Annotated in this window: 17 protein-coding genes; 6 read left to right on the top strand and 11 right to left on the bottom strand. The window is 67.3% G+C overall.

All coding sequences use genetic code 11. The annotated features are described in order from the left end of the window. Positions 1 to 390: 390 nt before the first annotated feature. The 6 genes from dnaG to argA form a co-directional block, all read right to left on the bottom strand. Positions 391 to 2,466, bottom strand: coding sequence for a DNA primase (gene dnaG / locus C1O66_RS07950; protein WP_102767383.1), 2,076 nt, complete (start codon positions 2,464 to 2,466; stop codon positions 391 to 393). 9 nt (positions 2,467 to 2,475) lie between these two features. Then, positions 2,476 to 5,700, bottom strand: a complete 3,225-nt coding sequence (locus C1O66_RS07945) for a bifunctional diguanylate cyclase/phosphodiesterase (protein ID WP_102767382.1) — start codon at positions 5,698 to 5,700, stop codon at positions 2,476 to 2,478. A 466-nt stretch (positions 5,701 to 6,166) separates the two neighbouring features. Then, entirely contained in the window at positions 6,167 to 6,466 is a 300-nt protein-coding gene (locus C1O66_RS07940; RefSeq protein WP_102767381.1) for an H-NS histone family protein, read from the bottom strand. A gap of 164 nt (positions 6,467 to 6,630) precedes the next feature. Beyond that, positions 6,631 to 7,713, bottom strand: coding sequence for an extracellular solute-binding protein (locus C1O66_RS07935; RefSeq protein WP_102767380.1), 1,083 nt, complete (start codon positions 7,711 to 7,713; stop codon positions 6,631 to 6,633). 180 nt (positions 7,714 to 7,893) lie between these two features. Beyond that, positions 7,894 to 8,166 (bottom strand): oxidative damage protection protein, encoded by a 273-nt coding sequence (locus C1O66_RS07930; protein WP_102767379.1) that lies wholly within the window; start codon positions 8,164 to 8,166, stop codon positions 7,894 to 7,896. Positions 8,167 to 8,290: 124 nt separating this feature from the next. Continuing rightward, positions 8,291 to 9,643, bottom strand: coding sequence for an amino-acid N-acetyltransferase (argA, locus tag C1O66_RS07925; RefSeq protein WP_102767378.1), 1,353 nt, complete (start codon positions 9,641 to 9,643; stop codon positions 8,291 to 8,293). A gap of 149 nt (positions 9,644 to 9,792) precedes the next feature. Here argA and hrpA point away from each other — a divergent pair, with 149 nt between their 5' ends. The 4 genes from hrpA (at position 9,793) to apbC (ending at position 19,705) form a co-directional block, all read left to right on the top strand. Continuing rightward, positions 9,793 to 13,815, top strand: coding sequence for an ATP-dependent RNA helicase HrpA (hrpA, locus tag C1O66_RS07920; RefSeq protein WP_165794530.1), 4,023 nt, complete (start codon positions 9,793 to 9,795; stop codon positions 13,813 to 13,815). A 246-nt stretch (positions 13,816 to 14,061) separates the two neighbouring features. Next, on the top strand, positions 14,062 to 15,873 hold the full coding sequence (locus C1O66_RS07915; protein WP_133155135.1) for an HDOD domain-containing protein: 1,812 nt from the start codon (positions 14,062 to 14,064) through the stop codon (positions 15,871 to 15,873). An 86-nt stretch (positions 15,874 to 15,959) separates the two neighbouring features. Then, positions 15,960 to 18,524, top strand: coding sequence for a serine/threonine protein kinase (locus C1O66_RS07910; RefSeq protein ID WP_243392739.1), 2,565 nt, complete (start codon positions 15,960 to 15,962; stop codon positions 18,522 to 18,524). 83 nt (positions 18,525 to 18,607) lie between these two features. Continuing rightward, positions 18,608 to 19,705, top strand: a complete 1,098-nt coding sequence (apbC, locus tag C1O66_RS07905) for an iron-sulfur cluster carrier protein ApbC (protein WP_102767375.1) — start codon at positions 18,608 to 18,610, stop codon at positions 19,703 to 19,705. Between the two features lie 75 nt (positions 19,706 to 19,780). Here the strand turns inward: apbC and C1O66_RS07900 are convergent, their stop codons facing one another. Further along, the gene (locus C1O66_RS07900; protein WP_102767374.1) at positions 19,781 to 20,326 is read right to left on the bottom strand and encodes an Mpo1 family 2-hydroxy fatty acid dioxygenase; all 546 of its coding nucleotides are present in this window, start codon (positions 20,324 to 20,326) and stop codon (positions 19,781 to 19,783) included. 144 nt (positions 20,327 to 20,470) lie between these two features. On the opposite strand from C1O66_RS07900, the gene C1O66_RS07895 reads away from it, so the two are divergent. Beyond that, on the top strand, positions 20,471 to 21,232 hold the full coding sequence (locus C1O66_RS07895) for a YceI family protein (RefSeq protein WP_165794529.1): 762 nt from the start codon (positions 20,471 to 20,473) through the stop codon (positions 21,230 to 21,232). A gap of 34 nt (positions 21,233 to 21,266) precedes the next feature. Here the strand turns inward: C1O66_RS07895 and C1O66_RS07890 are convergent, their stop codons facing one another. Genes C1O66_RS07890 through moaA form a run of 3 tightly spaced genes read right to left on the bottom strand, consistent with a single transcriptional unit; the run spans position 21,267 to position 23,596 of the window. Next, complete coding sequence (locus C1O66_RS07890) at positions 21,267 to 21,824, bottom strand: GNAT family N-acetyltransferase (RefSeq protein WP_102767372.1); 558 nt, start codon at positions 21,822 to 21,824, stop codon at positions 21,267 to 21,269. Further along, positions 21,817 to 22,440 (bottom strand): molybdenum cofactor guanylyltransferase MobA, encoded by a 624-nt coding sequence (gene mobA / locus C1O66_RS07885; protein ID WP_102767371.1) that lies wholly within the window; start codon positions 22,438 to 22,440, stop codon positions 21,817 to 21,819. The genes C1O66_RS07890 and mobA overlap by 8 nt, the downstream gene beginning before the upstream one ends. A gap of 13 nt (positions 22,441 to 22,453) precedes the next feature. After that, entirely contained in the window at positions 22,454 to 23,596 is a 1,143-nt protein-coding gene (gene moaA, locus C1O66_RS07880; RefSeq protein ID WP_102767370.1) for a GTP 3',8-cyclase MoaA, read from the bottom strand. Positions 23,597 to 23,728: 132 nt separating this feature from the next. Between moaA and C1O66_RS07875 the strand changes: the two genes are divergently transcribed. Then, entirely contained in the window at positions 23,729 to 24,679 is a 951-nt protein-coding gene (locus tag C1O66_RS07875; protein ID WP_102767369.1) for a PfkB family carbohydrate kinase, read from the top strand. 46 nt (positions 24,680 to 24,725) lie between these two features. Here the strand turns inward: C1O66_RS07875 and C1O66_RS07870 are convergent, their stop codons facing one another. Next, positions 24,726 to 25,508 (bottom strand): oxygen-binding di-iron domain-containing protein, encoded by a 783-nt coding sequence (locus tag C1O66_RS07870; RefSeq protein WP_102769537.1) that lies wholly within the window; start codon positions 25,506 to 25,508, stop codon positions 24,726 to 24,728. Between the last annotated feature and the right edge of the window lie 28 nt (positions 25,509 to 25,536).

Here is a 25,536-nt window from a genome sequence, read left to right as displayed (position 1 = left end):
GAAATATTTTTTCGCTGAAACCGGTGCGCTGCAGTGTGCCGGACATGCAGCAGCCACCTGGGGGCGTTCACTGCGCTTTTCAAGGCGGAGTTCGACCCAGGTGGCATTCAGACGCTGCGTTCCTCGCTGAGCTTCTTGTCAGCGTTGTCAGCAACGTGGCGCGACCAAGCTAGCGTGTACGTTTGTCAATGCAAGGCTTGGCGGATACAGGTGGCCTTGATACCGCTGTGGGTGCCCAGTGTCGCTGGGTGGCCGGGTCCGGAAGCACATGCCGTCACTCTTGAGACGCGCGCGAAAACCCCACATTATCGCCCAAAGCCGAGGTGGCTACAAAAATCGCCGTGCCAAGCTGGCCGTGCTGTCAACGGACTACGCGGCGGGCGGGCCCTCTCAGGCCGTGCTTTCCTGGCTGAGCGGGGTGTCCTTGAGCTGCTTGATCTGGGCGCGGATCTGGGTGAAGCGGCGCAGGTCCTCGCTGCTGGGCGTGCCTTGCACCAGTTTCTGGGCCTCGCCCTCCAGTCGGGCGATCCAGAGCTGGCGCAGGGCCAGCTGGAAGACTTCGAACTGCGGCTCGTCCTCGGTGAACAGGTCGACCAGCAGGCCGCGCGCCGAATCGAGCACGCCGTCCTCCGACATGCTAGCCTCCAGTGCCGACCAGGGGCCGGCGCCGTGGTGCACCAGATAGCGCTCCAGCCAGGTCACCAGTTCGCCGTGCACGCCGGGTAGCTGGTGCAGCAGCTGGTGGTCCTCGGCGCTCAGCCGCTCCCACCAGGCGCTGTTGAGCAGCAGCATGCGCAGGGCGTTGTCCATGGGGGAACTGGGCGCGCGGCGCGGCAGCTGCGGCGCTTCGCCCTCGCCGCGGCGTTTCCAGCTGCCTTTGCCTTTCCAGTCTTTCTTGTCCTTCCAGTCGCCGCTGGGCTTCCATTCCTTCTTGCCCTGCCAGGGCTTGCGCTCCCCGGCCGAGGATCCGCCGCCCGCGGCAGCATCGCCATGGCTGGGGTCGGGATGGAAATCGCCGTAGTCGGCGGGCTCGTAGTCGGCCGGGCCGAAATCTGGCGGCGGCTCGTCGCCGTCTTCGAAGCTGCTGCGTGGCGAGTGGCTGCTGGGGGCAGGGTTGCGCGGTGGGCGCTGCTCGCTGCGGCCGCCGCCACGGCTGCCTTCGGCCTGCACCTGCCAGGCGCTCATCAAATCCTGGTCGCTGAGCTGTGCGCGCTTGGCCAGCTCGCCCAGCAGCGCGCGCTTGAGCAGACCCTGGGGCAAGGCCTGCCAGAGCGGCCGGGCATTGGAGAGCATGCGGGCGCGGCCTTCGACGCTGCCCAGATCGCAGCCCTCGGCCGCAGCCTCCATCAGCCGGCGAGAGAGCGGGATCGCCTCCTGCACACAGCGCTCAAAGGCCTCGGCGCCGAGCTCGCGGACGTAAGAGTCGGGGTCGTGTTCGGCCGGCAGGAACAAAAACTTGACGCTGCGGGTATCGGTGGCATGGGGCAGGGCGGCTTCCAGCGCTCGGCCCGCGGCCCGGCGGCCGGCAGCGTCACCGTCGAAGCTGAAGACCACCGATTCGGTGAAGCGAAACAGCTTGTGCACATGCTCGGCCGTGCAGGCCGTGCCCAGTGTGGCCACGGCATTGTTGAAGCCGCTCTGCGCCAGGGCCACCACGTCCATATAGCCTTCCACCACCAGGGCGTAGCCGCGCTGGCGCAGTCCGGCCCGGGCCTCGAACAGGCCATAGAGCTCGCGGCCCTTGCTGAAGACCGGGGTTTCCGGTGAGTTCAGATACTTGGGTTCGCCCTTGTCCAGCACCCGGCCGCCGAAGCCGATGGTGTCGCCCTGGACATTGCGGATCGGGAACATGATGCGGTCGCGAAATCGGTCGTAGCGCTTTTGTTCTTCGCCTTCTTCGCCGGAGACGATCACCATGCCAGCCTCGGCCAGCAGCGGGTCGTCGTAGGCCGGAAACGCGCTGGCCAGGGCACGCCAACCTTCCGGTGCGTAGCCGAGGGCGAAATGGGCGGCGATCTGACCGGTGAGGCCGCGCTTCTTGAGGTAATCGATGGCGCGGGGTGATTTCTTCAGCTGGCCGCGGTAATGGTCGCTGGCGCGCAGCAGCACATCGGTCAGCGTGGACTGGCGTTTTTTCTGCGCGGCGGCGCGTTCGCGTTCCTCGGCCGAGCGTTCGTCCTGCGGCACTTGCATGCCGGCCTGCTGGGCCAGCTCCTGAACCGCCTCGACAAAGCCCAGGCCGCTGTGCTCCATCAGGAAGCCCACCGCATTGCCATGCACGCCGCAGCCGAAGCAGTGGTAGGTCTGCCGGGTCGGGCTGACGATGAAGCTGGGCGATTTTTCGCCGTGGAAGGGGCACAGGCCCTTGTGGTTGATGCCGGCTTTTTTCAGCTCGACATGGCGGCCCACGACCTCGACGATGTCGGTGCGGGAGAGAAGGTCTTGAATAAAGCCTGGTGGGATCACGCGGCGAGTCTAAGGCAAGCCTCGGGCCGCGCCCGGGGTGACCGCGGCCCCTGCAGCCTCGCGCGCCCGCAGCGCTTGCATCCAGCCGGACTGCGGGAAGGCGCGCACCCAGGCTGCCACCTCGGTGGCCGGCATGGCTTCGGCGATGCCATTGCCCTGGCCCTGGATGCAACCCAGGCGCAGCAGGGCGCGGGCATGGGCGGCGGTCTCCACGCCCTCGGCCACCACGCTGCAGCCGAAGTTGTGGGCCAGGCCGATCACGCCCTCGACCAGGGCGCTGTCCTGGCTGTTGATCAGCATGTTCTGCACAAAGGAGCGGTCGATCTTGAGCGCATCGACCGGCAGGCGTTGCAGATAGGTCAGGGTGGAGTAGCCGGTGCCGAAGTCGTCGAGGGCGAAGCTCACGCCGTAGCCGCGGCAGCGCTTGATCAGGGCTTGCGTGGCATTGATGTCGGCCAGGGCGGCGGATTCCAGCACCTCCAGGCTCAGGTGGCGTGCCACCGGCTCGCTGTGCCGCTGCAGCAGCTCTTGCAGGCGCTGGGCAAACTCGGGCATCTGCAGCTGGCGGGCGGTGACGTTGACGCTGATGTTCAGGCCCAGGCCCTCGGCCAGCCATTGCTCGCTGTGCTTGAGCGCTTGTTCCATCACCCAGTCGCCAACCTGCACGCCCAGGCCGGTGGGCTCGATCAGCGGCAGGAAATGGGCCGGGCCCAGGAGGCCGCGTTCGGGGTGCTGCCAGCGCAGCAGGGCTTCCATGCCCAGCACCTGGCCGGTCTGCATATCGATCTTGGGCTGGAAGTAGAGCTGCAGCTCGCTGGCATCCAGGGCCTGCTGCACGCGCGCCAGCGCGATCAGGCTGGCTTCGTTGCGCAGGCGCTTGGCGGTGTCGAACAGCCGGTAACCGTTGCGCCCGGTGTGCTTGACGCGGTAGAGCGCATGGCCGGCATGGCGCATCAAGGTCTCGGCGTCGCTGTCGTCCTGCGGATAGAGCGTGGCGCCCATGCTGGCGCTGAGGTCGAGGATCAAGGTGTCGGCCTGGCCGGGCTGGCTGGCGGCCAGCTTGTAGGGCTGAGACACCACGGCCAAGAGTCGTTCCAGGGCTTGCTCGGACTCGTCCTGGTTTTTGGCTCGCAGCAGCAGGGCAAACTCGTCGCCGCCCAGGCGCGCCACCACATCCGACCATTGCGCGCTGCTGCGCAAGGCGCCTTGCAAGCGCTCGGCCACCTGTAGCAGCAGCAGGTCGGCCCGTTCGGGGCCATGCTCGGCATTGATGCGCTTGAACTGATCCAGGTCGAGGCGGCAGATGCTCAGATGGAAGCCGTCGCGCTCGCTGGCCTCCAGGCCGCCTTGCAGCAGGCGCATGAACTCGTCGTGGTTGGGCAGGCCGGTCAGGGGGTCGAAGCGCGACTGCCGGTCCAGCCGGTCCTGCTGCTGCAGGGCCAGGGTCAGGTCGGACATGGTCAGCACCCGGTAGCGCAGCGGGCCGTCAGGCTCGGGAATGGTGGACACCGTCAGCTGCAGATGACAAGGGCTGCCGTCGGCGCGCTGGGCATGCACGCGGCCTTGCCAGAAGCCCTCGCTCTGCAAGGCCAGCTGCAGCTGTTCCGGGCTGTGGCCCGATTGGCGCAAGACCTGGATCTGCAACGGCGGCGCGGTCTGTCCGACCAGGGTTTCGCGGCTGTGGCCCAGCATGCGGCAAAAGCTCGGGTTGGCGTCCAGCAGCCGGTCTTCGGTGTCGGTGACGGCCAGGCCTTCGTGCAGATGCTGGAACAAGGCCACGCTCATGCGCTGGCGCTCCTCGGCCTGGTGTTGCCAGTTGATGTCGCGCAGCAGGGTCAGCAGGCGCAGGGCATGGCCTTGCGGGTCGCGTGCCTGCACGCTGCCCTTGAGCTCGTACCAGTGCCAGAGCCCGGGCTCGCCACCCAGGCTGGGCAGGCGCAGCGAGGCGATGAATTCATCGGGCCCGCCCGGCGGCAGCAGGCCTTCCAGAGCCTGGCGGCAACGCTCGCGGTCCAGCGGGTGGCAGATGGCCAGCCAATCGCTGGGCCAGGCCGCAGCATCTTGTGCGGCGGCGGCGCCGGTGTAGCGCAGCCAGGTCGGACAGGCCTGGTGGCTGACGTCCAGGCCGCGTGAGCCTTTCGTGCTGCGCTCCAGCCGCCATTCGGCCAGGCCCATGCCGGTGGCGGCCAGCAGGCCTTGCCAGTGGTGGCGTTCGCTGCGCGTCTCCCAGTTCTGAGCCTGCAGCAGGGCCGGCAGAAGACTCATGGCCAGGCCCAGGCTTGCCATCACGGCGCACAACTCAAACAGGTTCAAGCCTTGCAGTGGCCCCCAGCCTTGCGCCCAGCTCAGGCTCAAGCTGCCCAGGAGCCAGGGCAGCAACGCTGCGGTCAGCCAGCCGCGTCGATGCACAAGGGTCAGCAGGCTGAAGAGCAGCAGGATCGCCAACATCAGGCTCAGGCTGCCAGCGTCCAGGCCTTCATGCCGCCACAGCAGGCCGGTTTGGAGCAGCGCGCAGGCCGCAGCCAAGGCCGCGCTCAGCGCGCTTCGCTTCCAGTTGCGGGTGGGAATCAAGGGCCTGGCGTTTTGCGGCCACAGCCGCGAGCCTGGCTCGGCGGACTTGTTCGGCGAGGCCAAGGCATGCAAGCCTTGAAAAAGCAGGGGTGCCAGACTCAACACGCCCAAACTCTGGCTCAGCCAACTCATCAGCAGGGCGGACCAGGCGCCATGTTCGGGGATTCCGCCGGTGAATTGCAGCAGCAGACAGCTCAGCAGAGCACTCAGGCCGCCGCCACCCAGTGCTGCCAACAGCAGCCATTGCGCGACATCACGGCGTCGCTGTAGCCGGCTTTGAAAGCCTCCGGCATGCAGACCTTGTACGGCGATCCAGGTGCCGGCAAGCTGGGTGACCGCCAGGCCGGCAGCGAGAGCCGGCGGGGTTTGCATCAAGCAGGACGTGGCGAACTGCGACAGCCATAACGCGGGCAAGAGGCGCGGCCCCCACAGGCAAAGGGCAACCAGTGACACCGCGGCGGGTGCCCAGATCAGACCATTCATGCCGGCCGGCAACCAGCTCAGGCCCAGCTGAGAGGGCTTGAGATCTGCGGCCAGCAGCAGCCAGGCCCAGAGCAGGCCGGCCATGAGGACGCCCACCTGTTGGGCCAGCAGGCGTACGCGTCGGGCCACTTGCGACTGATGCAGCGCTGGCGTGTGGGGAAGGGCAGCGATGTCGTCCAAATCAATACGCGTGAAAACGGGCCAAGGTGAAGGCGTGCGGTCTATGTATCGAGGCGTCCCGCGGCCGGTTTCGAGGCGCAAGAGACGCTACATTCACCCTGAAACTCCGTCCGCTTTGGATTGGATTTTCAGTGGCGCGGCGATGCTAGCAGTCATGGCGAGGCTTGCCAGGGTTTTCTGCCCCTTCAAACGGGGTGGGCGGTGCGGCCAGGCATCAATTTCACCCGAGGCCAAGCCGAGTTTCAGTGTGGCGTGGCGCTGCCTGCGGCCCAAAAAAAAGCCGCCCGAAGCGGCGGCTTTTTGAGATGTGCGACGAGGCGCGTTTTAGAAACTGGCAGGCGGTGCTGCGGGCGAACTCGAGACTGAAATCTGGTGGGCTGTGCCAGCGCCGGGAGCGTTGGGTTTGCTTCGGAGTTTCAGCGCAAAACGCCGGCCGAGCTTCAAGCCTCGGCAAGGGCTCAAACCCTCAAACGTGGAAATCGTTCAGGCTGGCACCGCCGGCAATGGCAGCTTTCAACCACTTGGGTTGCAGGCCACGGCCACTCCAGGTTTCACCGGTGGCTTGATTGCGGTATTTCACGGCCACTTTGGAGGCGGATTTCGCAACCTTGGGCGCGCGGGTGCTCAAATCGGCGGCGGTCAAACCAAAATCAGCCATCAGGGAGCGCACCTTGGCGATGGCATCGGCGCGCTCGCGTTCCTTGGTTTCGGCGATTTGTTGGTCGAGTGCAGCCCGTTGGGCCAGGAGGTCTTTCAATGATGACATCGGTGCAAATCCTCGCAAGGTTTGGTGTCCAACCCAAATGGTCGGTTTGATTATAGGCATGACCGCCCAAAATCAAACAAGTCCGTTCAAACCCTGTTGTGATTTGATCCTCAGTATCCTTGGATACTCAAGTGAGATTCATCAAACCCCTGGCCCGAGGTGCTTCATTTGTAACCGACGCGGTCAAGAATCTGCTGCACCTGCGGTTGGTGGCTGCCCACCACGGCCACCGGGATGGTTTCGCTCTTGAAGCGCCCCAGGGCGTCAAGCGCCGGGTTGACCGGGCGCACCGAGGGCACGGCCGGCCATTCGTTGTTGCCGTTGGCGAAATAGGCTTGCGCTTCGTTGCTGGCCAGATACTCGAGGAACTTGATCGCGTTGGCGCGGTTTTTGGCATGGCGGGCCACCGCGCCGCCGGCGATATTGATGTGGGTGCCCCAGCTTTGCTGATTCGGGAACACCACGCCGATCTTTTCCACGGCGCTGCGATCTTCCGGTTTGTCGGAACGCATCATGCGGGCCAGATAGTAGGTGTTGGTGATGGCCACACCACATTCCCCGCTGGCCACGGCCTTGATTTGGTCGGTATCACCGCCCTTGGGCTCGCGCGCCATATTGGCGACCATGCCTTTGAGCCATTGCTCGGTGGCCGCCGCGCCCAAATGTTCATACACCGAGCCAAACAGGGAGAGGTTGTAAGGGTGCGACCCCGAGCGGGTGCAAACCCGACCCTTGTTTTTGGCGGCGCCCAGGTCTTCGTAATTGAGCACCTCATCTTTCTTGACGTTCAGCTTGTTGTAAACCACCACACGGGCGCGGGTCGACAGGCCAAACCAAGTGGTGCCCTGGGCAGTTTCCTTGGCGCGCAGCTGCTCGGGGATTCGTTGTTCCAGCACGGCCGATTTGATCGGCAGGAACAAACCTTCTTCTTCCGCCCGCCACAAACGCGCGGCATCGACCAGCAAAACCACATCGGCGGGGCTGGCCGCGCCCTCACTCTTCAAACGGGCCAGCAGGCCGGCGTCATCGGTATCGACGCGGTTGATTCGAATGCCGGTGGCCTTGGTGAAATTCGAATACAGGGCCTCGTCGGTTTGGTAATGACGGGCCGAATACAAATTCAGCTGTTCCTGGGCTGAAGCTGAGGTCCCTGCGCCGCACAAACCGGCCAGCAGGCTCAGGGCCAGCAGGGGGCGTTGCAGCGGCGAGAAAACGCGTTGACGCAGGGTGGGGGTGAGGTTTCGCATGAGAGACAACTCCGGTCCTTGAGAATGCTTGAAAGTGTACATTGAACAAGAATTATTCTTGTTTGAGATTGAAAACAAACCCGCGCGAAGCGGGTTGTGTTTGCAGGCGCGAGGGCAAATCGGCCAGTGCCGGGCTGTCAGGCCCCGTCGGCGGAGGTTCCGCGCAAAGCGGTGCCGCGCTTAGGCTGTGGGCGGGACGTAACCCGCCACCGCTTCGGCGCCAGATCCGAAGAAGAACTGCTCCATCTGGCGGGCCAGGTATTGGCGGGCGCGCAGATCGGCCAGGTTCAGGCGGTTTTCATTGACCAGCATGGTCTGGTGCTTCATCCACAGCGCCCAGGCTTCCTTGCTGATGTTGTTGTAGATGCGCTTGCCCAGTTCGCCCGGGTAGGGCGCGAAATCCAGGCCTTCGCCTTCCTTGTTCAGATGGGTGCAGTGGATGGTGCGTGCCATGGGTGAATCCTTGTGGGGTCGTGAAAACGAAGCGAAACAAAAAGGTGTGTGGCCCGAGGGCCCAGGGTGGCGCACTCTAGCGTGCGAGCAATGGCCGTGTCAGCGGCGAGCTTTTTCAGTGGGATCAGCCCAGTTTTTTGACCAGGACCTGCGAGCGGCGGTCCCAGTTGTATTTGCGCTTGCGCTCTTCGGGCAGCCATTCTGGGTCCACCGGGTGGAAGCCGCGCTTGATGAACCAATGCATGGTGCGGGTGGTCAGCACAAAGATGCTGCTCAGGCCCTGTGCCTTGGCGCGTTGCTCGATGCGCTTGAGGATGCGGTCCCCGTCGCCCTGGCCCTGCACATCGGGCGAGACGGTCAAGGCCGCCATCTCGGCCGTGCGCGCTTCCACGTACGGGTAGAGCGCGGCGCAGCCGAAGATCACGCCGTCGTGCTCGATCACGGTGTAGAGCTCGATGTCGCGCTCGATCTCGGTCCGGTCGCGCTTGACCAGGGTGCCGTCGCGCTCGAAGGGTTCGATCAGGGCGATGATGCCGCCGATGTCGTCGGAGTCGGCCTCGCGCAGGCTTTCCAGCTTTTCATCGACCACCATGGTGCCGATGCCGTCGTGGGTGTAGACCTCTTGCAAGAGGGCGCCGTCTACCGCGAAGGGCACGATGTGCGAACGCTCGACGCCCGACTGGCAGGCCTTGACGCAGTGCTGCAGGTAGAAATCGACATCGATCGGCGGTGTGGCGCCGGCGGCCGGCTTGTTCGAGCGCGCCAGCATGCGCACCGCGTCGGCCAGGGCCAATTCGGTGTCGACCGGGCTGTCCGGGTCGCTGGGGTCTTCGCGCACGCCGGCCACTTCGCAGACGAAGAGCAGCTTGTCGGCCTGCAGGGCGATGGCGGCACTGGTGGCCACATCTTCCATCGACAAATTGAAAGCTTCCCCCGTGGGCGAAAAGCCGAACGGGGACAGCAGCACCACCGCCCCGCTGTCGATGGCGCGCTGGATGGCCGCCGCATCGACGCGACGCACCAGGCCGCTGTGCTGGAAATCGGTGCCGTCGACGATGCCCACCGGGCGGGCCGTCAGGAAATTGCCGGAGACCACCCGCACCGTGGCATTGGCCATGGGCGTGTTGGGCAGGCCTTGGGAGAAGGCCGCTTCGATCTCGAAACGCAGCTGGCCGGCGGCCTCCTGGGCGCAGTCCAGGGCCACGGCGTCGGTGATGCGCATGCCGTGGCTGTAGATGGCTTTCTGGCCCTTGGCGGCCAGTTGCTCGTTCACTTGCGGGCGAAAGCCGTGCACCAGCACGATCTTGATGCCCATGGCATGCAGGATGGACAGGTCCTGCACAAAGGCATTGAGCTTGCCGGCCGCCACCAGCTCACCCGGCATGCCCACCACAAAGGTCTCGCCTCGGTAAGCGTGGATGTAAGGCGCCACGGCGCGAAACCAGGGGACGAAGGTGTGGGGGAAGACAAGGCTCATGGCCCGGGATTGTGCCGCAGCTGCGGGTCTTCCCGAGGTGAGGCGCGATGCGAATCCGGCGCGTGAACGGTGCCAGGCTTCAGCTTTGACCTGAGCGCTTGGCCATCCACCCGGGCGGGAATGCGCGCAGCACGGATAATCCGCGCCTCGTGAACGCCAAGCCCCCCCATCCCCCTCGTCCACCGGGCACTGCCCGCCCTGACACTCCGCGCCCGGCTCAGCCCGCGGCCGGCCCGGTCCCCCGCTCCTTGGATCGATCGGTGGACCGCCCGGCCGCCGGCGCGCCCGAGCCGGCCGAAGCGGCGCGTCCGCCACGCCCGCCGCGCCCACCGCGGCCCCCGCGGTCCGAGAGCGAGCGGCCCCTGCCGCCGGCCAACCCGCTGCCGCCCATCACCTTCCCCGAATCGCTGCCGGTGTCCAGCCGGCGCGATGACATCGCCCAGGCCTTGGCCGAGCACCAGGTCATCATCGTCTGCGGCGAGACCGGCTCGGGCAAGACCACCCAGCTGCCCAAGATCGCCTTGGCTCTGGGCCGCGGCCGCGCCAACACCGGCAAGCTGATCGGCCACACCCAGCCGCGGCGCATTGCCGCCAGCAGCGTGGCCAAGCGCATTGCCGACGAGCTGAAGACGCCGCTGGGCGAGATCGTCGGCTACAAGGTCCGCTTCCAGGACCGCCTGCAGCCGGGCGCCAGCGTCAAGCTGATGACGGATGGCATCCTGCTGGCCGAGACGCAGACCGACCCGCTGCTCAAAGCCTACGACACCCTCATCATCGACGAGGCCCATGAGCGCTCGCTGAACATCGATTTCCTGCTCGGCTATCTGCGCGAGGTGCTGCCGCGCCGGCCGGACCTCAAGGTCATCGTCACCTCGGCCACCATCGACGCCGACCGCTTCGCCAAGCATTTCGAGTCCGCCAAGGGGCCTGCTCCCGTCTTGATGGTCTCGGGCCGGACCTTCCCGGTCGAGCAGCGTTACCGGCCGTTTGAAGAGTCGCGTGAGTACGACCTCAATAACGCCATCTGCGACGCGGTGGACGAGCTCTGGCGCGAGGGTGGCGGCGATGTGCTGGTCTTCCTGCCCGGCGAGCGCGAGATCCGCGAGGCGGCCGAGGCCCTGCGCAAGCACCACCCGCCCGGGGTCGAGGTGCTGCCCCTGTTCGCGCGCCTGTCGCAGCAGGAGCAGGACCGCGTGTTCGAGCCTCATGGCCAGCGCCGCATCGTGTTGGCCACCAATGTGGCTGAAACCTCTTTGACCGTTCCCGGCATCCGCTACGTCATCGACCCCGGCACCGCGCGGGTCAAGCGTTACAGCTACCGCAACAAGGTCGAACAGCTGCAGATCGAGCCGGTCAGCCAGAGCTCGGCCAACCAGCGTGCGGGCCGCTGCGGCCGGGTGAGCAACGGCATCTGCATCCGGCTCTATGACGAGAAAGATTTCAACGAGCGCCCACGCTTCACCGACCCGGAAATCCTGCGCAGCTCGCTGGCCGGCGTGATCCTGCGCATGAAGTCCCTGGGCCTGGGCCAGGTTGACGAGTTCCCCTTCATCGAGCCGCCGCCGCGCAAGGCCATCGCCGATGGCTACCAGCTGCTGCAGGAGCTGGGCGCGGTGGACGATTTCAACGAGCTCACGCCCCTGGGCAAGGAGCTGTCGCGCCTGCCGCTGGACCCGCGCGTGGGCCGCATGATTCTGGAAGCGCGCAAGCGCGAAGCGCTCAATGAGGTGCTGATCATCGCCAGCGCCCTGTCCGGCCAGGACGTGCGCGACCGGCCCATGGAGCAGCAGCAAGCGGCCGACGAGAAGCACAAGAAGTTCGACGACGAGAAGAGCGAGTTCCTCGGCTACCTCAAGCTCTGGAAGTGGATCGAGGAAGCGAAAGGCGGCCACGGCGAGCACAAGCTCAGCAACCGCCGCTACGAAGCCCTCTTGCGCGAAAACTTCATCAGCCCGCGCCGCGTGCGCGAATGGAAGGACATCTACTCCCAGCTGCACACCGTGGTGGCCGAGCAGGGCTGGCGCCTCAACGGCAGCCCCGCCACCTACGAGCAGCTGCACCTGTCCATGCTGGCTGGCTTGCTGGGCAATCTCGGCCTCAAGAGCGATGAGGATGAGTGGTACCTGGGCGCGCGCGGCATCAAGTTCTGGCGCCATCCCGGCGCCCACCTGAGCAAGAAGCCGGGCCGCTGGATCGTCGCCGCCGAGCTGGTGGAAACCACGCGCTTGTTCGGCCGCGGCATTGCGGCGATTGAGCCGCAATGGCTGCCCGGCATCGCCGGTCACCTGATCAAGACCCAGCTGCTGGAGCCGCACTGGGAGAAAAAAGCGGCCGAGGTGATCGCGCTCGAGCGCGCCACGCTCTACGGCATCGTCATTTACGCCAACCGGCGCGTGAACTTCGGCAATGTCGATGCCAAAGCGGCGCGCGAGATCTTCATCCGCGAGGCCCTGGTCAATGGCGAATGGGAGTCCCGCCTGCCTTTCTTGGCCCACAACGAGCGCCAGATCAAGAAGGTCGAGGAGCTCGAGCACAAATCTCGCCGCCAGGATGTGCTGGTCGACGACGAGCTGATCTACGCCTACTACGACAGCCAGCTGCCGGCCGAGGTCTGCTCGGGCGCCACGCTGGAGCGCTGGTACCGCCAGGCCAGCAAGGCAGCCCCACAGCTTCTGCATCTGAGCCGCGAGGAGCTGATGCGCCACGAGGCCGCCGGGGTCACCACCGAGGCCTTCCCCAAGACCCTGCGCCTGGGCGGCGTCGACTGCACGGTCAGCTATCTGCACGAGCCTGGCGATGCGCGCGACGGTGTCACCGTCAACGTGCCCATCTTCGCGCTCAACCAGGTCAGCGAGGAGCGCTGCGAGTGGCTGGTGCCCGGCATGCTGGCGCCCAAGATCACCGCCTTGCTCAAGAGCTTGCACCAGCGCCCGCGCTCGCGCCTGGTGCCGTTGCCCGACTTCGTCGCCGAGTTCATCGCCAGCCACCCTTTTGCCCAAGGCGCCCTGATCGAGGTGCTGCTCAAGGCGGTGCGCGAGCGCACGCAGCTGGCCATCCAGCGCAATGACTTCAAGCTCGAACAGCTGCAGCCGCATCTGTTCATGAACTTCCGCGTGGTGGACGAGCATGGCCGCCAGCTCGGCCAGGGCCGCAATCTGGCGGCGCTGAAGTCGGAGCTGGGCGGCCAGGCGCGCTCGGCCTTCCAGGCCTTGGCTGCGCTCAAGCTGCCGTCATCGGCGCCTGCGACCGAGCCGCTGCCGCCCGTGGCGAAAGGTGGCATTCGCGCCGAGGTGGTGCCAGCCAAGAAGCCGGTGCAAGAGACCGCCAAGACCTACACCGCTTGGACCTTCGGCGAGCTGCCCGAGCTGATGGAGGTCAGCCGCGGTTCGCAGACCTTGATCGGTTTCCCGGCCTTGATCGACCGCAGCAGCCATGTCGAGATCGAGGTGTTTGACGAGCCCGATGTGGCCGCCGCCAAGCACCGCCAGGGCCTGCGTCGCCTGGTGGCGCTGCAGCTCAAGGAGCCGCTCAAGTTCCTGGAGAAGAACATCCCCGATCTGCAAAAAATGTCGGTGCTGTTCATGAACCTGGGCACGGCCGAGGAACTGCGCGACCAGATCATCGGCGTGGCCCTGGACCGCGCCTTCCTGGCCGAACCCTTGCCCAAGGATGAGTTCAGCTTCAAAGCCCGCATCGAAGAAGGCCGCAGCCGCCTCAACCTGATCGCCCAGGAAGTGGCGCGCCAGACCGGCGTGGTGCTGCAGGAGCTCCATGCCGCGCAGAAGAAGCTCAAGGACAGCCGCGCCGCCAAGGACGTGGCCGAGGACATCACCGCCCAGCTGCAACGCCTGGCACCCAAGAACTTTGTGCTCACCACGCCCTGGGCCCAGTTGCAGCATCTGCCGCGCTACCTCAAGGCTGTGACCGCCCGCCTGGACAAGCTGCGCGCCGATGCCGCCCGCGACGCCAAGCTGATGGCCGAACTCAAGCCCCTGGAGCAGCGCTATCTGCGCCGCGTCATCGAGCTCAAGGGCACGGCTGACGCCCGCCTGGCCGATTTCCGCTGGCAGCTGGAGGAGCTGCGCGTCAGCCTCTTTGCCCAGGAGCTGCGCACGCCGCAGCCGGTCAGCGTCAAGCGGCTGGACAAAGTCTGGGCACAGCTACAAGGCTGAGGCCAGACTTTGCGGCGAGACTGACATCTGCCCGCAGGGCATGTCAGGTCGGAGCCACAAGGTCTGGGCCCAGCTGCAGGCTTGAGAACTCGGGAGCAGGTGAGGAGGGCAGGAGGGCAGGGGGCAGTAGGGGGGGGCTGAGCGGAAATAAACCGCCTTTCCCGCTCAGCTTGTGGCCTGCAGTTGTTGCAGTTTGTGTCCAATAGGGCGATAACGATCTCGGTCCTGTTGGGTCCCGCTTTGTCCGTGTCAGACGCCTCCGCCTCTTCATCCACCCCCGCCGACAAGACGGTCGCCGCGGCGCCCATGCGCCGCTTCGGCCGCTTCGAGCTGCGCGCCCTGCTCAACAAGAGCGCGCGCAGCATGCTGTGGGTGGTCTACGACGCGCGTCTGGGCCAGGAGCTGTACCTGTGCATGCCGCGCGTGGCGCCAAACAGCGCTGCAGCCATGGAGCATTGGCAGAAGATGGCCCAGGCCGCCTCGCGCGTGCAGCACCCGAATCTGGCCCATGTGATCGAGATCGGCCAGGTCGAGCAATGGCCGTTTGTGGCCTACGACCGTGCCCTCGGCGAAACCCTGGATGAACGCCTGGCCCGCCAGAGCGCCCCGCTGCCGGTCGAAGCGGCCGAGTGGGTGTGCCAGTACCTGGAGGGCCTGGCCTTCGCCCACGAAGCTGGCCATGCCCACCGCGATGTGCAGTGCTGCACTCTCATCATCGGCGCCAACAACCAGGTCCGTGTGCTGGGCCTGGAGGTGGCGCAAGAGGTGTTTCCGGCCACCGTGGATTTCAATACCGTCACCCGCCGCGCGGTGCGCGAGTCGGCGGCGGAGGATGTGCTCTGCGTCGGCCTCTTGCTGCACCGCATCCTCAGCGGCCGGCCGGTGCTGGAGCAGAACGATCTGCAAGCCGTGGTGCAGCAGATGCAGCCCCTGGGCCGCGAGCTGGTGCGCCTGGGCTGGGAGACGCCGCACCCCATTCCCGACCCGCTGCGCGCCATCTGCAACCGCGCCAGCGACCGCCAGGCCCGCCAGCGCTACCACATCGCCCGAAGCCTGCTGCGCGCCCTCGATGGCTGGCGCACCACCGCCGCCAGCGATCAGGGCGGCCCGATCGCCCTGCTGATGGACAAGCTGCAGCGCATCGGCCATCTGCCCAGCACCAGCCCCAATCTCAGCCGCATCGGTGCCGGCCTGGAGCGCCAGCACAGCAGCACCTTGTCGGCCCTGGTGCTGCAGGACATGGCCCTGAGCCTGGAGCTGCTGCGCCGCGTCAACCTCTCGCTCAAGCAGAACGGCGCGCCAGTGGACGGCACCGTGCTCAATATGCAGCGCGCCATCGCCATGCTGGGCCTGGACGGGGTGCAGCAGGCCGCCCGTGCGCTCAAGCCCTGGCCCGGGCCGCTCAGCGAGCTGCAGGCCACCATGCTGCGCAGCCTGATGAAGCGGGTGCACCGCGCCGGGCAGATCGCCCAGGTGCTGCGCCCGGCCGGCTACGACGGCGAGGTGGTCTACCTGATCACGGTCATGCAGAACCTCGGCCGCTTGCTGCTGCAGTACCACTTCCCGGACGATGCTCAGCAGATCCGCCAGCTGATGCAGCCGCCCGAGCCCACCGAAGACCAGCCCCATCCTCAGGGCATGACCGAGCAAGCCGCCGCCTACGCGGTGCTGGGCTGCGATCTGGAGGCGCTGGGCGCGGCCGTGGCCAAGCACTGGAGCCTGGGCGAGGAGCTGGTCCACATGATCCGCCGCCAGCCGCCCGAGGCGGCCGTGCGCCACCCCAGCAACGACGCCGATCTGCTGCGCCTGACCTGCAGCCTGGCCAATGAGCTGGTCGACGCCCTGACCCAGGTCGAGGCGCGCCGCCAGCCTGCCGTCGAGGCGGCCACGCGCCGCTACGCCCGCGCCTTGGGCCTGGGCCTGCAGGACATCAAGCAGGCGCTCAACCCCGAGACGCCGCCGCCACCCACTTTCGACGCCCAGCAGCCGCCGGCCCTGGTCGATGCGCCCCGCGCCTCGGCCCTGCGCAAGCGCCTGACCGGCGGCGCCACCGGCTAGCGGCCATGCGCGCCGGCCTGTGTCCGTCCTTCGCTTTCACGCCGGTGCTCCGGTGCTGAGACCTCCCCGAGCTTTGCGCCCCCACCATGCTGCCCACGCTGCCCGCCGACGAACCGAGTGATCTGATCCAGGAGTCTGCGGAGGAGGCGGCGACGTCCGAATTCGGCGGCTACACCATGCCGGCGCCGCTGGCCGATCTGCACGTGCCGCAGCTGGGGCGCTTTCACTTGCTCAAGCGCCTGGGCGAGGGCGCGCAGGCGACCGTCTGGCTGGCCCATGACCCGCGCCTGGACCGCGAGGTGGCGCTCAAGGTGCTGCGCCCGCCCAGCGATGGCCGCAGCGTGGACGAGTGGCTGCACGAGGCGCGCGCCGTCAGCCGCCTCCACCACCCCAATATCGTGCCGGTCTTCGAGGCCGACATCCAGGATGGCCAGGCCTATCTGGTCTTCGAGTACGTGGCCGGCGGCTCGCTGGCCGACCGCATGCGCCGTCAGGTGGACAGCGGCGGCGCCCTGCCGGCCCGGGTGGCGGTGGAGCTGAGCCTGGGCCTGCTCGATGGCTTGCAGGCCGCCCACCAGGCCGGCGTGGTGCACCGCGACCTCAAGCCCAGCAACATCCTGATCGATGCCAAGGGCCGGCCGCGGGTGATGGACTTCGGCATCGCCGGACGACTGAGTGTGCCCTCGGCGAACAGCGGGCCGGGGCAAATCGGCCCGCGCATCGTCGGCACCCCGGCCTATCTCTCGCCCGAGGCGGCGCGCGGCGAGCTGCCGACACCGTCCATGGATGTCTTCGCTGCGGCCGTGCTGCTGGCCGAAATGCTCAGTGGCCAGCGCCTCAACCATGACCCCGATCCCTGGAAATCGGTGCGCCGGGTCAAGGACGAAGAGCTGCAGCTGCCGCCCGGCCTCGGGCCCGAGGTGGACGACGCCTTGCGCGCCATCGTTCAGCGCGGCCTGGCCCGCGACCCGGCCCAGCGCTGGCCCAGTGCCCTGGCCATGCACGACGCCCTGGCCCGCTGGCTGCGCCCCGAGGCCGCGCCGGAAGGGGCGGCAGCCCAGGGCGAGGGCGCAGCGCTGGAGTTTCTGCTGCGCCGCATGCGCATCAAGAGCGACTTCCCGGCCATGAGCCAGGCCATCAGCCGCATCCAGCGCCTGACCCAGTCCGAGCATGAGAGCCTGTCCAGCCTGTCCAACGAGATCCTCAAGGATGTGGCGCTGACGCAAAAGCTGCTGCGCCTGGTCAACACCGTGCAGTTCCGCCACACCGGCGGTGGGGTGCAGGCTGGTGGCATCAGCACGGTGTCGCGCGCCGTGGCCCTGATCGGCTTTGGCGGCATCCGCAACCTGGCCCTGTCCCTGATCCTGCTCGAGCGCATGGAAAACAAGGCCCATGCCCAGGCCTTGCGTGAGGAGTTTCTGCGCTCGCTGATGGCGGCCTCGCTGGCGCGCGAGCTCTGCCTCAACGGACCGAGCAGCCAGGAGAGCGAAGAGGCTTTTCTGGCTGCCTTGTTCTACCACCTGGGCCGCTCGCTGACCGAGTTCTACTTCCCCGAAGAGGCGCGCCAGATCCGCCGCATGCGCCGCCCCGAGCAGGGTCCGGCCGGCGAGGAGATCGCACCGGGCCTGAGCGAGGCCAGTGCTTCCATCCAGGTGCTGGGCATGAGCTATGAGCAGCTGGGCCTGGGCGTGGCCCGGCAATGGGGCCTGCCCGAGGGCCTACAGGAGAGCATGCGCCGGCCCAGCGGCGAGCCGCCCCAGCGCTGGATCGACAAGCCCTCCGAGCGCCAGCGCTGGCTGGCCCATGCCGCCAATGCCGTGGCCGATGTCATCCTGCACACCGAGCCGGACCAGGCCCATGCCAAGGTGCATGCCATGGCCCAGCGTCATGCCCGTGCCCTGGGCCTGAGCGCCAGTGATTTCGACCAGGCCGCCGACCGGGCCCGCGCCCGCCTGAGCCAGATGGCCGAGGCCATGGGCATCGCCCTGCCGAAGAGCTCACCGGCACGCCGCCTGCTGGCGCCGCTGCAGCCCGCGCCGGACGATTCGCTGAGCCCGCACCAGCTGCAGGCCACGGTGCTGGAGGAGCCCACGCTCAGCCTCACCGGTCAGGCGCTGACGCGCGAGCAGGCGGTGGAGACCCTGGCCTCGGGCATCCAGGACATCACCAACGCCATGGTCGAGAGCTTCAAGCTCAACGAAGTGCTGCGCATGATTCTGGAAACCATCTTCCGTGCCATCGGTTTCCGGCGTGTGGTGTTCTGCCTGCGTGACCCGAAGAGCGAGCAACTGACCGGCCGCTTCGGCCTGGGCGAGGGCGTGGAGGCGGTGGTGCCGGCCTTCCGCGTGCCGCTGCGCCTGCCCAGCCACGGGGCGCCGGACTTGTTCACGGCGGTGTGCCACAAGGGTGCCGACACCTTGATCGCCGATGCCTCGGCCCCCAATATCGCCGAGCGCCTGCCGCCCTGGTACCAGGGTGCGGTGCGGGCCCCCAGCTTCTTGCTGCTGCCCATGATGCTCAAGGGTCAGCCCTTTGCCATGATTTATGCCGACAAGGCTCGGCCCGGCGCCATCGATCTGGGCGAGAAAGAACTGGCCTTGCTGCGCACCCTGCGCAACCAAGCGGTGATGGCGTTCAAACAGGTGGCATGAGCGGCCCATCGGGCCCCGGCGGCCTGGGGTTTTCCCGGCTCGGCTAGACTGCGGGCCCCGTCGCAGCAGCCCGAGCCATCGCCATGTCCAGCCCCATCTCTGAAGCCACCATCTTGCAAGCCCTGCAGGCCGTGATCGATCCCAACACGGGCAGCGATCTGGTGTCGGGCAAGCAGATCAAGAATCTGCGTCTGAATGGCGCTGATGTGGCCTTTGATGTGGAGCTGGGCTACCCGGCCGCCAGCCAGCATGCCGCCCTGCGCGCCGCCCTGGAAGCCGCCGTGCGCACGCTGCCCGGTGTCGGCCAGGTGAACATTGCCATCGCCAGCAAGATCGTGGCCCATGCGGTGCAGCGCGGTGTGCAGCTGCTGCCGGGCGTGAAGAACATCATCGCCGTGGCCTCGGGCAAGGGCGGGGTGGGCAAGAGCACCACCGCGGCCAATCTGGCGCTGGCGCTGGCCGCCGAGGGCGCACGCGTGGGCGTACTCGATGCCGACATCTACGGACCCAGCCAGCCGCTGATGCTGGGCGCCTCGGGCCGGCCGGACAGCCTGGACGGCAAGCTGATGGAGCCCAAGCTGGCCCATGGCCTGCAGCTGATGTCGATTGGCTTCCTGGTCGAGGACGACCAGGCCATGATCTGGCGCGGCCCCATGGCCACCCAGGCGCTGGAGCAGCTGCTGCGCCAGACCCGCTGGCAGGATCTGGACTACCTGGTGGTGGACATGCCGCCCGGCACCGGCGATATCCAGCTGACCCTGAGCCAGCGGGTGCCGGTGACCGGCGCCATCATCGTCACCACGCCCCAGGACATCGCCCTGATCGATGCCAAGAAGGGGCTGAAGATGTTCGAGAAGGTGGGCGTGCCCATCCTCGGCCTGGTCGAGAACATGGCGGTGCACATCTGCACGAACTGCGGTCATGCCGAGCACATCTTTGGCGCCGACGGCGGCAAGAAGATGGCTGCGCAGTACGGCCTGGATTACCTCGGCGGCCTGCCCCTGGCCCTGTCCATCCGTGAGCAGGCCGATGCCGGCCGGCCCTCGGTGGTGGCCGAGCCCGAGGGCGAGATCGCCGCGCTGTACAAGACCCTGGCCCGCCAGGTGGCGATCAAGATTGCGTCCCAGGCCAAGGACTATTCGGCCAAGTTCCCGACCATCTCGATCTCCAGCGGCACCTGAGTTTGCAAGGTTCGGCAGGCCCTCTAGCCAGGCCATAGGCCAGGCAGGGACTCAGAGTGGGCGTGGCCCAAGAACTCAGGCCACCGGGTGGGCCAGATCGCGCAGATGGGTGGGGCCGACGCGGCGCTCGATCTCGGCCAGCATGGCCCGGCCCCAGCCCAGGGCAAAAAGTGCTTCGGCCACGACAAACATCGGGCCCACCAGCAGGCCGACCAGGTCGTCGACAAAGGCGGGCTTCTTGCCCTCGTAGTAATGGCCCAGGAACTGGATGATCCAGCCCAGCACAAAGCTGCCCAGGCCCCAGCTCAGCCATTGCGCCGTCGAGCCAGCTGCAAGCGGCTCGGCCAGGGCCATCAGCAGGCCGTTGACCGCGCTGACGGCCAGGCCCAGCACCAGATTGCCGCGGGTCAGGTACCAGGCCGTGCTCAGGCCCCAGACGGCCCAGGCGCCGTTGAAAGACAGGCCGAGGGCCTCGAACTGCAGGCGTGCCAGCAGCACGCCGGCCGCGAACACGATCAGCGGGATGCCGACGAAATGGGTGGCGATGTTGCGGCGGTCGCGGTGGTAGCTGGCGTACTGGGCCATCAGCTCGATGGCAGGTCGGAAGGGGCTGGCGGCCATGGTGGCTCCTCGTGAAAGCGCGTGAAATCGCGTGAAATCGTGTTTATGCCGATGCTATCGCACTCGCCCTTGGGGGCGCTGCGGGCCGCTGTCAGAATGCCTCGAAGTTTTCGGGGCTCTCCCCGGGCCAGAGAAAGAAGTCGCATGTCTGAGTCTCGTCACCGCGCGCCTGCCCGGCTTTGGGCTGTTGGTTTGCTGAGCCTCGTGCTGCTGGGCTGTGCGAGCGCGCCATCGCCCCAGGCTGTGTCGAGTCCGGATGCGGTGCTGGCGCCGTTTGCCGAGGCCGAGCGCGATCTGCGAGCCCAGGTGGGCGGGCGCCTGTACCGCCTCGATGCCGAGGCCAGCCAGCTGCGCATCCATGTGTTTCGCGCCGGGCGCGCGGCGGCCTTGGGCCACAACCATGTCTTGAGCGCACCGCAGCTGCGGGGCCTGCTCTGGTGGCCGCTGAACGAGCAGGCGCTGCCGCAGCCACGCGGCGGTAGCGAGGCCCGCTTCGAGCTGCAGCTGCGCCTGGACGAGCTGCTGCTGGATCCACCCGAGCTGCGTGCGGCGCTCGGCCCTGGCTGGGCTTCGGTGCTGAGCCCCGAAGCCGTGGCCGCCACGCGGCGCAATATGCTGGGTGAGCAGGGCTTGCAGGCCGAGCGTTTCCCCGAGCTGCGCATCCAGGGCCTGAGCCTGATCGGTGAGCCGCCCAAGCTGATCGGCCGCTGGCGCCTGAGCCTGCACGGCGTGACCCGCACGGTCGAGGTGCCCTTGCACGTCGATCTGTCGGCCGATCAGGTTCGGGTGACCGGTGCCTGGGTGCTGCGCCAGAGTGACTTCGGCCTCCAGCCTTTTTCGGTGGCTGGCGGTTTGCTGGCGGTGCAGGATGAGCTGCTGGTGGAGTTTGATCTGCGCGGGCGCTGAAGCCTCGGCCTCAGCGCATGTTTCAGCGCAAACTTCAGCGCAAACGCCGGCTCATCAAATCCTTGTCGACCAGGCGGCCGTCGGGCATCTTGATGGCGCCCATCAGGCGGCCGTAGCGGATGAAGCCGCAGCTCTCGTAGAGGCGCACGGCCGCATGGTTGCTGGCCGTGACGCTGAGTGTCACCAGCTCCAGCACCGGCTCGCCTTCCAGCAGCATCAGCGCGCGTTGCAGCAGCTGGCGGCCGATGCCGCGGCCATGGACCTCGTCGCGCACCATCATGCCCACGATGTGGGCGACGTGGCGCACCTTGACGCGAGCCTCATGCTCGCAGCTGATGGCGCCCACCAGCTGTCCGTCCAGCCAGGCCGTCAGGGTGAAGAGGTTGGCGCCACCGTCGCCGCCGCTGAGACGGCCGCGGTAGCTCTCGGCATCGCGCAGCAGCTCGGTGCGGGCGTCCGAGGTGAAAGCTTCGGGGTGGCCGGCCAGCATGCCGTCGCGCAGGGTTTTGTAGTCCTGCAGATCGGCCTCGCGCATCAGGCGGATCTGGCAGTCGATGCGCGGGGCGATGCTGGGTGCAGAAGGTTCAGCCATGGTTGGGATTCTCTGGGCTCTCGGGATTCAGACCGTGCAGCTCACTCAGGCTGTTGAGGTTGATGAAGGCTGCAGCATCGCCGGGCTGATCGAAGTGCAGGGCGCAGTGGGCCTGCATCTGCTGCCAGCGTTCCAGCTTGCGGCCTCCCTCGGCGAGAAACTGCGCCGCGCTGTCGGCCAGGTGAGGGCGCAGCAGGCAGAACACCGGTTGGGCCTGGCCCTCGCAGACGGCGTAGGCGAGATCGGCCTGGGCTTCGGTGCAGGCCCGGGCCAGACGCGCGGCCAGATCGCGCGGCAGGCGCGGGCTGTCACAGGGCACGCAGAGCAGCCAGTCGCTCTCGCAGGCACGTAGGCCGGCCAGGATGCCGGCCAGGGGGCCGAGGTAGTCGTCGTTGTTGTCGGCAATGACGGGCCAGCCGAACTGGGCATGCCGCTCCAGCTCCTGGTTGGCGTTGATCAGCAGCGGGCCGACTTGCGGCTGCAGCCGCTCCAGCACATGGGCCAGCAGCGGCCGGCCATGCAGCACTTGCAAGCCCTTGGCCACGCCGCCCATGCGGCTGCCGCGGCCGCCGGCCAGCACCAGGCCGGTGATCTGCTCGCGGGCGGGGGCCGACATCGGTGCGCCGCCCTCAGCCGCCGATGTAGTGCATCTCGACCCGGCGCTCGCCTGCGGCAGCGTTGCCCTGGCCATCCGGGCCCATACCGGCACCGCGCAGCTGCGAGTAACGGTCGCTGCGCTGCGACCACAGGCCGGCCAGGCTGGCCGCGATCTGCGCATCGCTGGCAGGGCTGCGCAGCAGGGCGCGCAGATCGGTGCCGCGGTGGGCGAACAAGCAGGTGTAGAGCTTGCCTTCGGTCGAGAGGCGGGCGCGGTTGCAGTCGCCGCAGAAGGCCTGGCTGACGCTGGAGATCAGGCCGATCTCGCTGCTCAGCCCGCCCTGGCTGATGCGCCAGCGCTCGGCGGTTTCGCCGGCCACGCTGCGGCTCAGCGGCTCCACGGTGAAGGCTTCACGCAAGCGCTGCAGCAGCTGAGCCGAGGGCAGCACTTCGTCCATGCGCCAGCCATTGCTGCTGCCCACATCCATGTACTCGATGAAACGCAGGCGCACACCGCTGCCCAGGAAATGGCGTGCCATGGGCAGGATCTCGGCGTCGTTGACACCTTTCTTGACCACCATATTGACCTTGATCGGGCCCAGGCCTGCGGCTTGCGCGGCGGCGATGCCGTCCAGCACCTCGGCCACCGGGAAACCAACATCGTTCATGCGCTGGAACACGGCGTCGTCCAACCCGTCCAGGCTGACCGTGACGCGGCCCAGGCCCGCGTCCTTGAGGCGCTGGGCCATGCGGGTCAGCAGGGAGCCGTTGGTCGTCAGCGTCAGGTCCAAGGGCTGGCCCGCGGGCGTGCGCAGCTCGGCCAGCATGGCGATCAGGCGTTCGAGGTTCTTGCGCAGCAGGGGCTCGCCGCCGGTCAGCCGGATCTTCTCGACCCCCAGGGCCACGAACTGGCGCGCCAGGCGGGTGATCTCCTCGAAGCTGAGCAGGTCGGCATGGGGCAGGAACTCGTAGTGCTTGTCGAAGACCTGCTTGGGCATGCAGTAGCTGCAGCGGAAATTGCAACGGTCGGTGACCGAAATGCGCAGATCGCGCAGCGGCCGGCCGAGCTGGTCGCGCGGCGGCAGCGCGGGCTCGGCGGGGTCCAGTGGCAGCGGCAAGGCGCTCAGCTGGCGCTGGTCGGCGATCGGGATCACGGGCTTCTTGAGCGGGGGCATGCGTCCGATTGTGCCTCCAGCGACAAAACCTCTTGCGCCGTGGCCCGGCCCGGCCCGGCCCGGGGCGGCGCTCGCACGGCCGTGACTATCACCACAAGAGGGGGCTTGCCCTGGGCGCCTGCAGCAGTTGGAATGCGCAACATGACCGGCGTGCTCCATCCTGACCTCCCTCGCTTCATCGCCTTCGGTGCGGCCTACACCGAGCTGCAACGCAGCGGCCCCGACCTCTGGCGCAGCGTCAACCGCGGCGCGCCCTGGCAGGTGGCGGTGGCCCTTTCGACCCTGGGCGAACTCAGCGCCTTTGCCGGCGCCATCAGCCAGGATGCCTTCGGCCAGGAAATCTGGATCGACAGCAGCGATGCCAATCTCGACCTGCGCTTCATCCAGCAACTGCCCAAGCCGCCGCTGATGGCCTTGAGCCGGCCCGACGAGGCGCCGCAGTTCTTTGTCGGCCAGGACAGCGCCGACCTGCACTTCCGCCCCGAGGGCCTGCCCAGCGGCTGGCTCAAGCGATTGCGCTGGGCTCATTTCGGGGGCTTGAGCCTGGTGCGTCAGCCTCTGGGCTTGCGCCTGCTGGCGCTGGCCGAAGGACTCAAGGCCGAAGGCAAAACGCTCAGCTATGCGCCCGAGTTCAGCCTGCAGATGGATTCGCGCTACGACGAGACCCTCGAGCGCATGTGCCGCCTGGCCGATGTGATCCAGATTTCGGAGGCCGAGCTGCGCGGTCTGTTCCGCGCTCAGGACTACCGCGTCGGTCTGGCCCAGATCAGCGCCTGGAACCCGGACGCCATGCTCCTGCTCCAGCACGGCGTGGCCGGCCATGCCACGCTGTTCCGCGGCCGCGAGGAGTGGCATGCGCAGATTGCCGATTACGACGTGGTCGACCCCGTGGGCGCGCGCGAGTCGGGCCTGGCCGGGCTGATCTTCAGCTGCCTGCGCCAACGCGAAGCGCCGGTGCAACAGCACCTGCGCTGGGCCGTGGCGGCAGAAGCCGCTGCCTGCAGCGCAGCCGGTTTCTGCCCGCCTTCGGAAGCCCTGGTCGCCACCCTGGCGGCCCGGGCCTTGCTCAAAACGGGGGGGTGAGCGGGGGGGGCTGGTCACGGCAGCGCCATGAGTCACCCGGTTTGACTCAATCCGGAATGCGGTAGTCGGCCGGCCCCATCAGGTCAATGCCGCAGGCCAGGTTCTCGGCCCAGGCGATGAACTGTTGCACGGCCGGGCCGCTCATCGGGCTGCCGTGTTGCGGCACGATCATGGCGATGTCCAGCTCGCGCACCATGGCTGCCCAGAGGCGCATGACCTTGTTGCTGACCATGTAGCGGCGGTGGAAGCCTTCCATGTAGCGGATGTGGCCGGCCAGTTCGGTCACCGGTTTGGCGGGGTCGAGCTGGGCACCCAGCGAGGCGCCGAGGTCGCCCGAGAACAGGATGCGGCTGACTGGGTCGTAAAACTGGAAATTGCCCTCGGCGTGCAGGAAATGCGCGGGCAGGGCCCAGAGCTCGAAGCTGTCGGCGCTGCCCTGGCCCAAGCGCAGGCGTTGGCCGGCATCGGGCAGGCCGATGATGCGGCCGGCCGTCTTGCCGGGCTTGCAGAAATGCGGCGCGAAGCGTTCCCAGATGCGCGAGATGTAGACCGGTGCGCTGCTGGCCGTCATCCAGCGGTCCAGTGAGGCGATGATGTCAGGGTCGGCATGCGAGGCCAGGATGGCGGCCAGCTTGTGCGGCGCCATGTACTGGGTCAGGCCCAGGTAGAGCTCGTTGTAGGCGATATTGCCGCCCGGGTCGAGGATGGCGCCGGTGTTGCCATGTACCAGCAGGAACTGATTGGATTGCACGGCCTCGCCTTCCTCCACGCTGAGCTTGGAGAACATCAGGCAGCGGTGCGAATCCTGGTGGAACAGTTCGATGGGCATGGCGCGCGTGCGGACGAAGCCGTCATTG

This window comes from Paucibacter aquatile, assembly GCF_002885975.1.
GTDB classification, from domain to species: domain Bacteria; phylum Pseudomonadota; class Gammaproteobacteria; order Burkholderiales; family Burkholderiaceae_C; genus Paucibacter_A; species Paucibacter_A aquatilis.
This window is presented reverse-complemented; position numbering and strand designations above follow the sequence as displayed.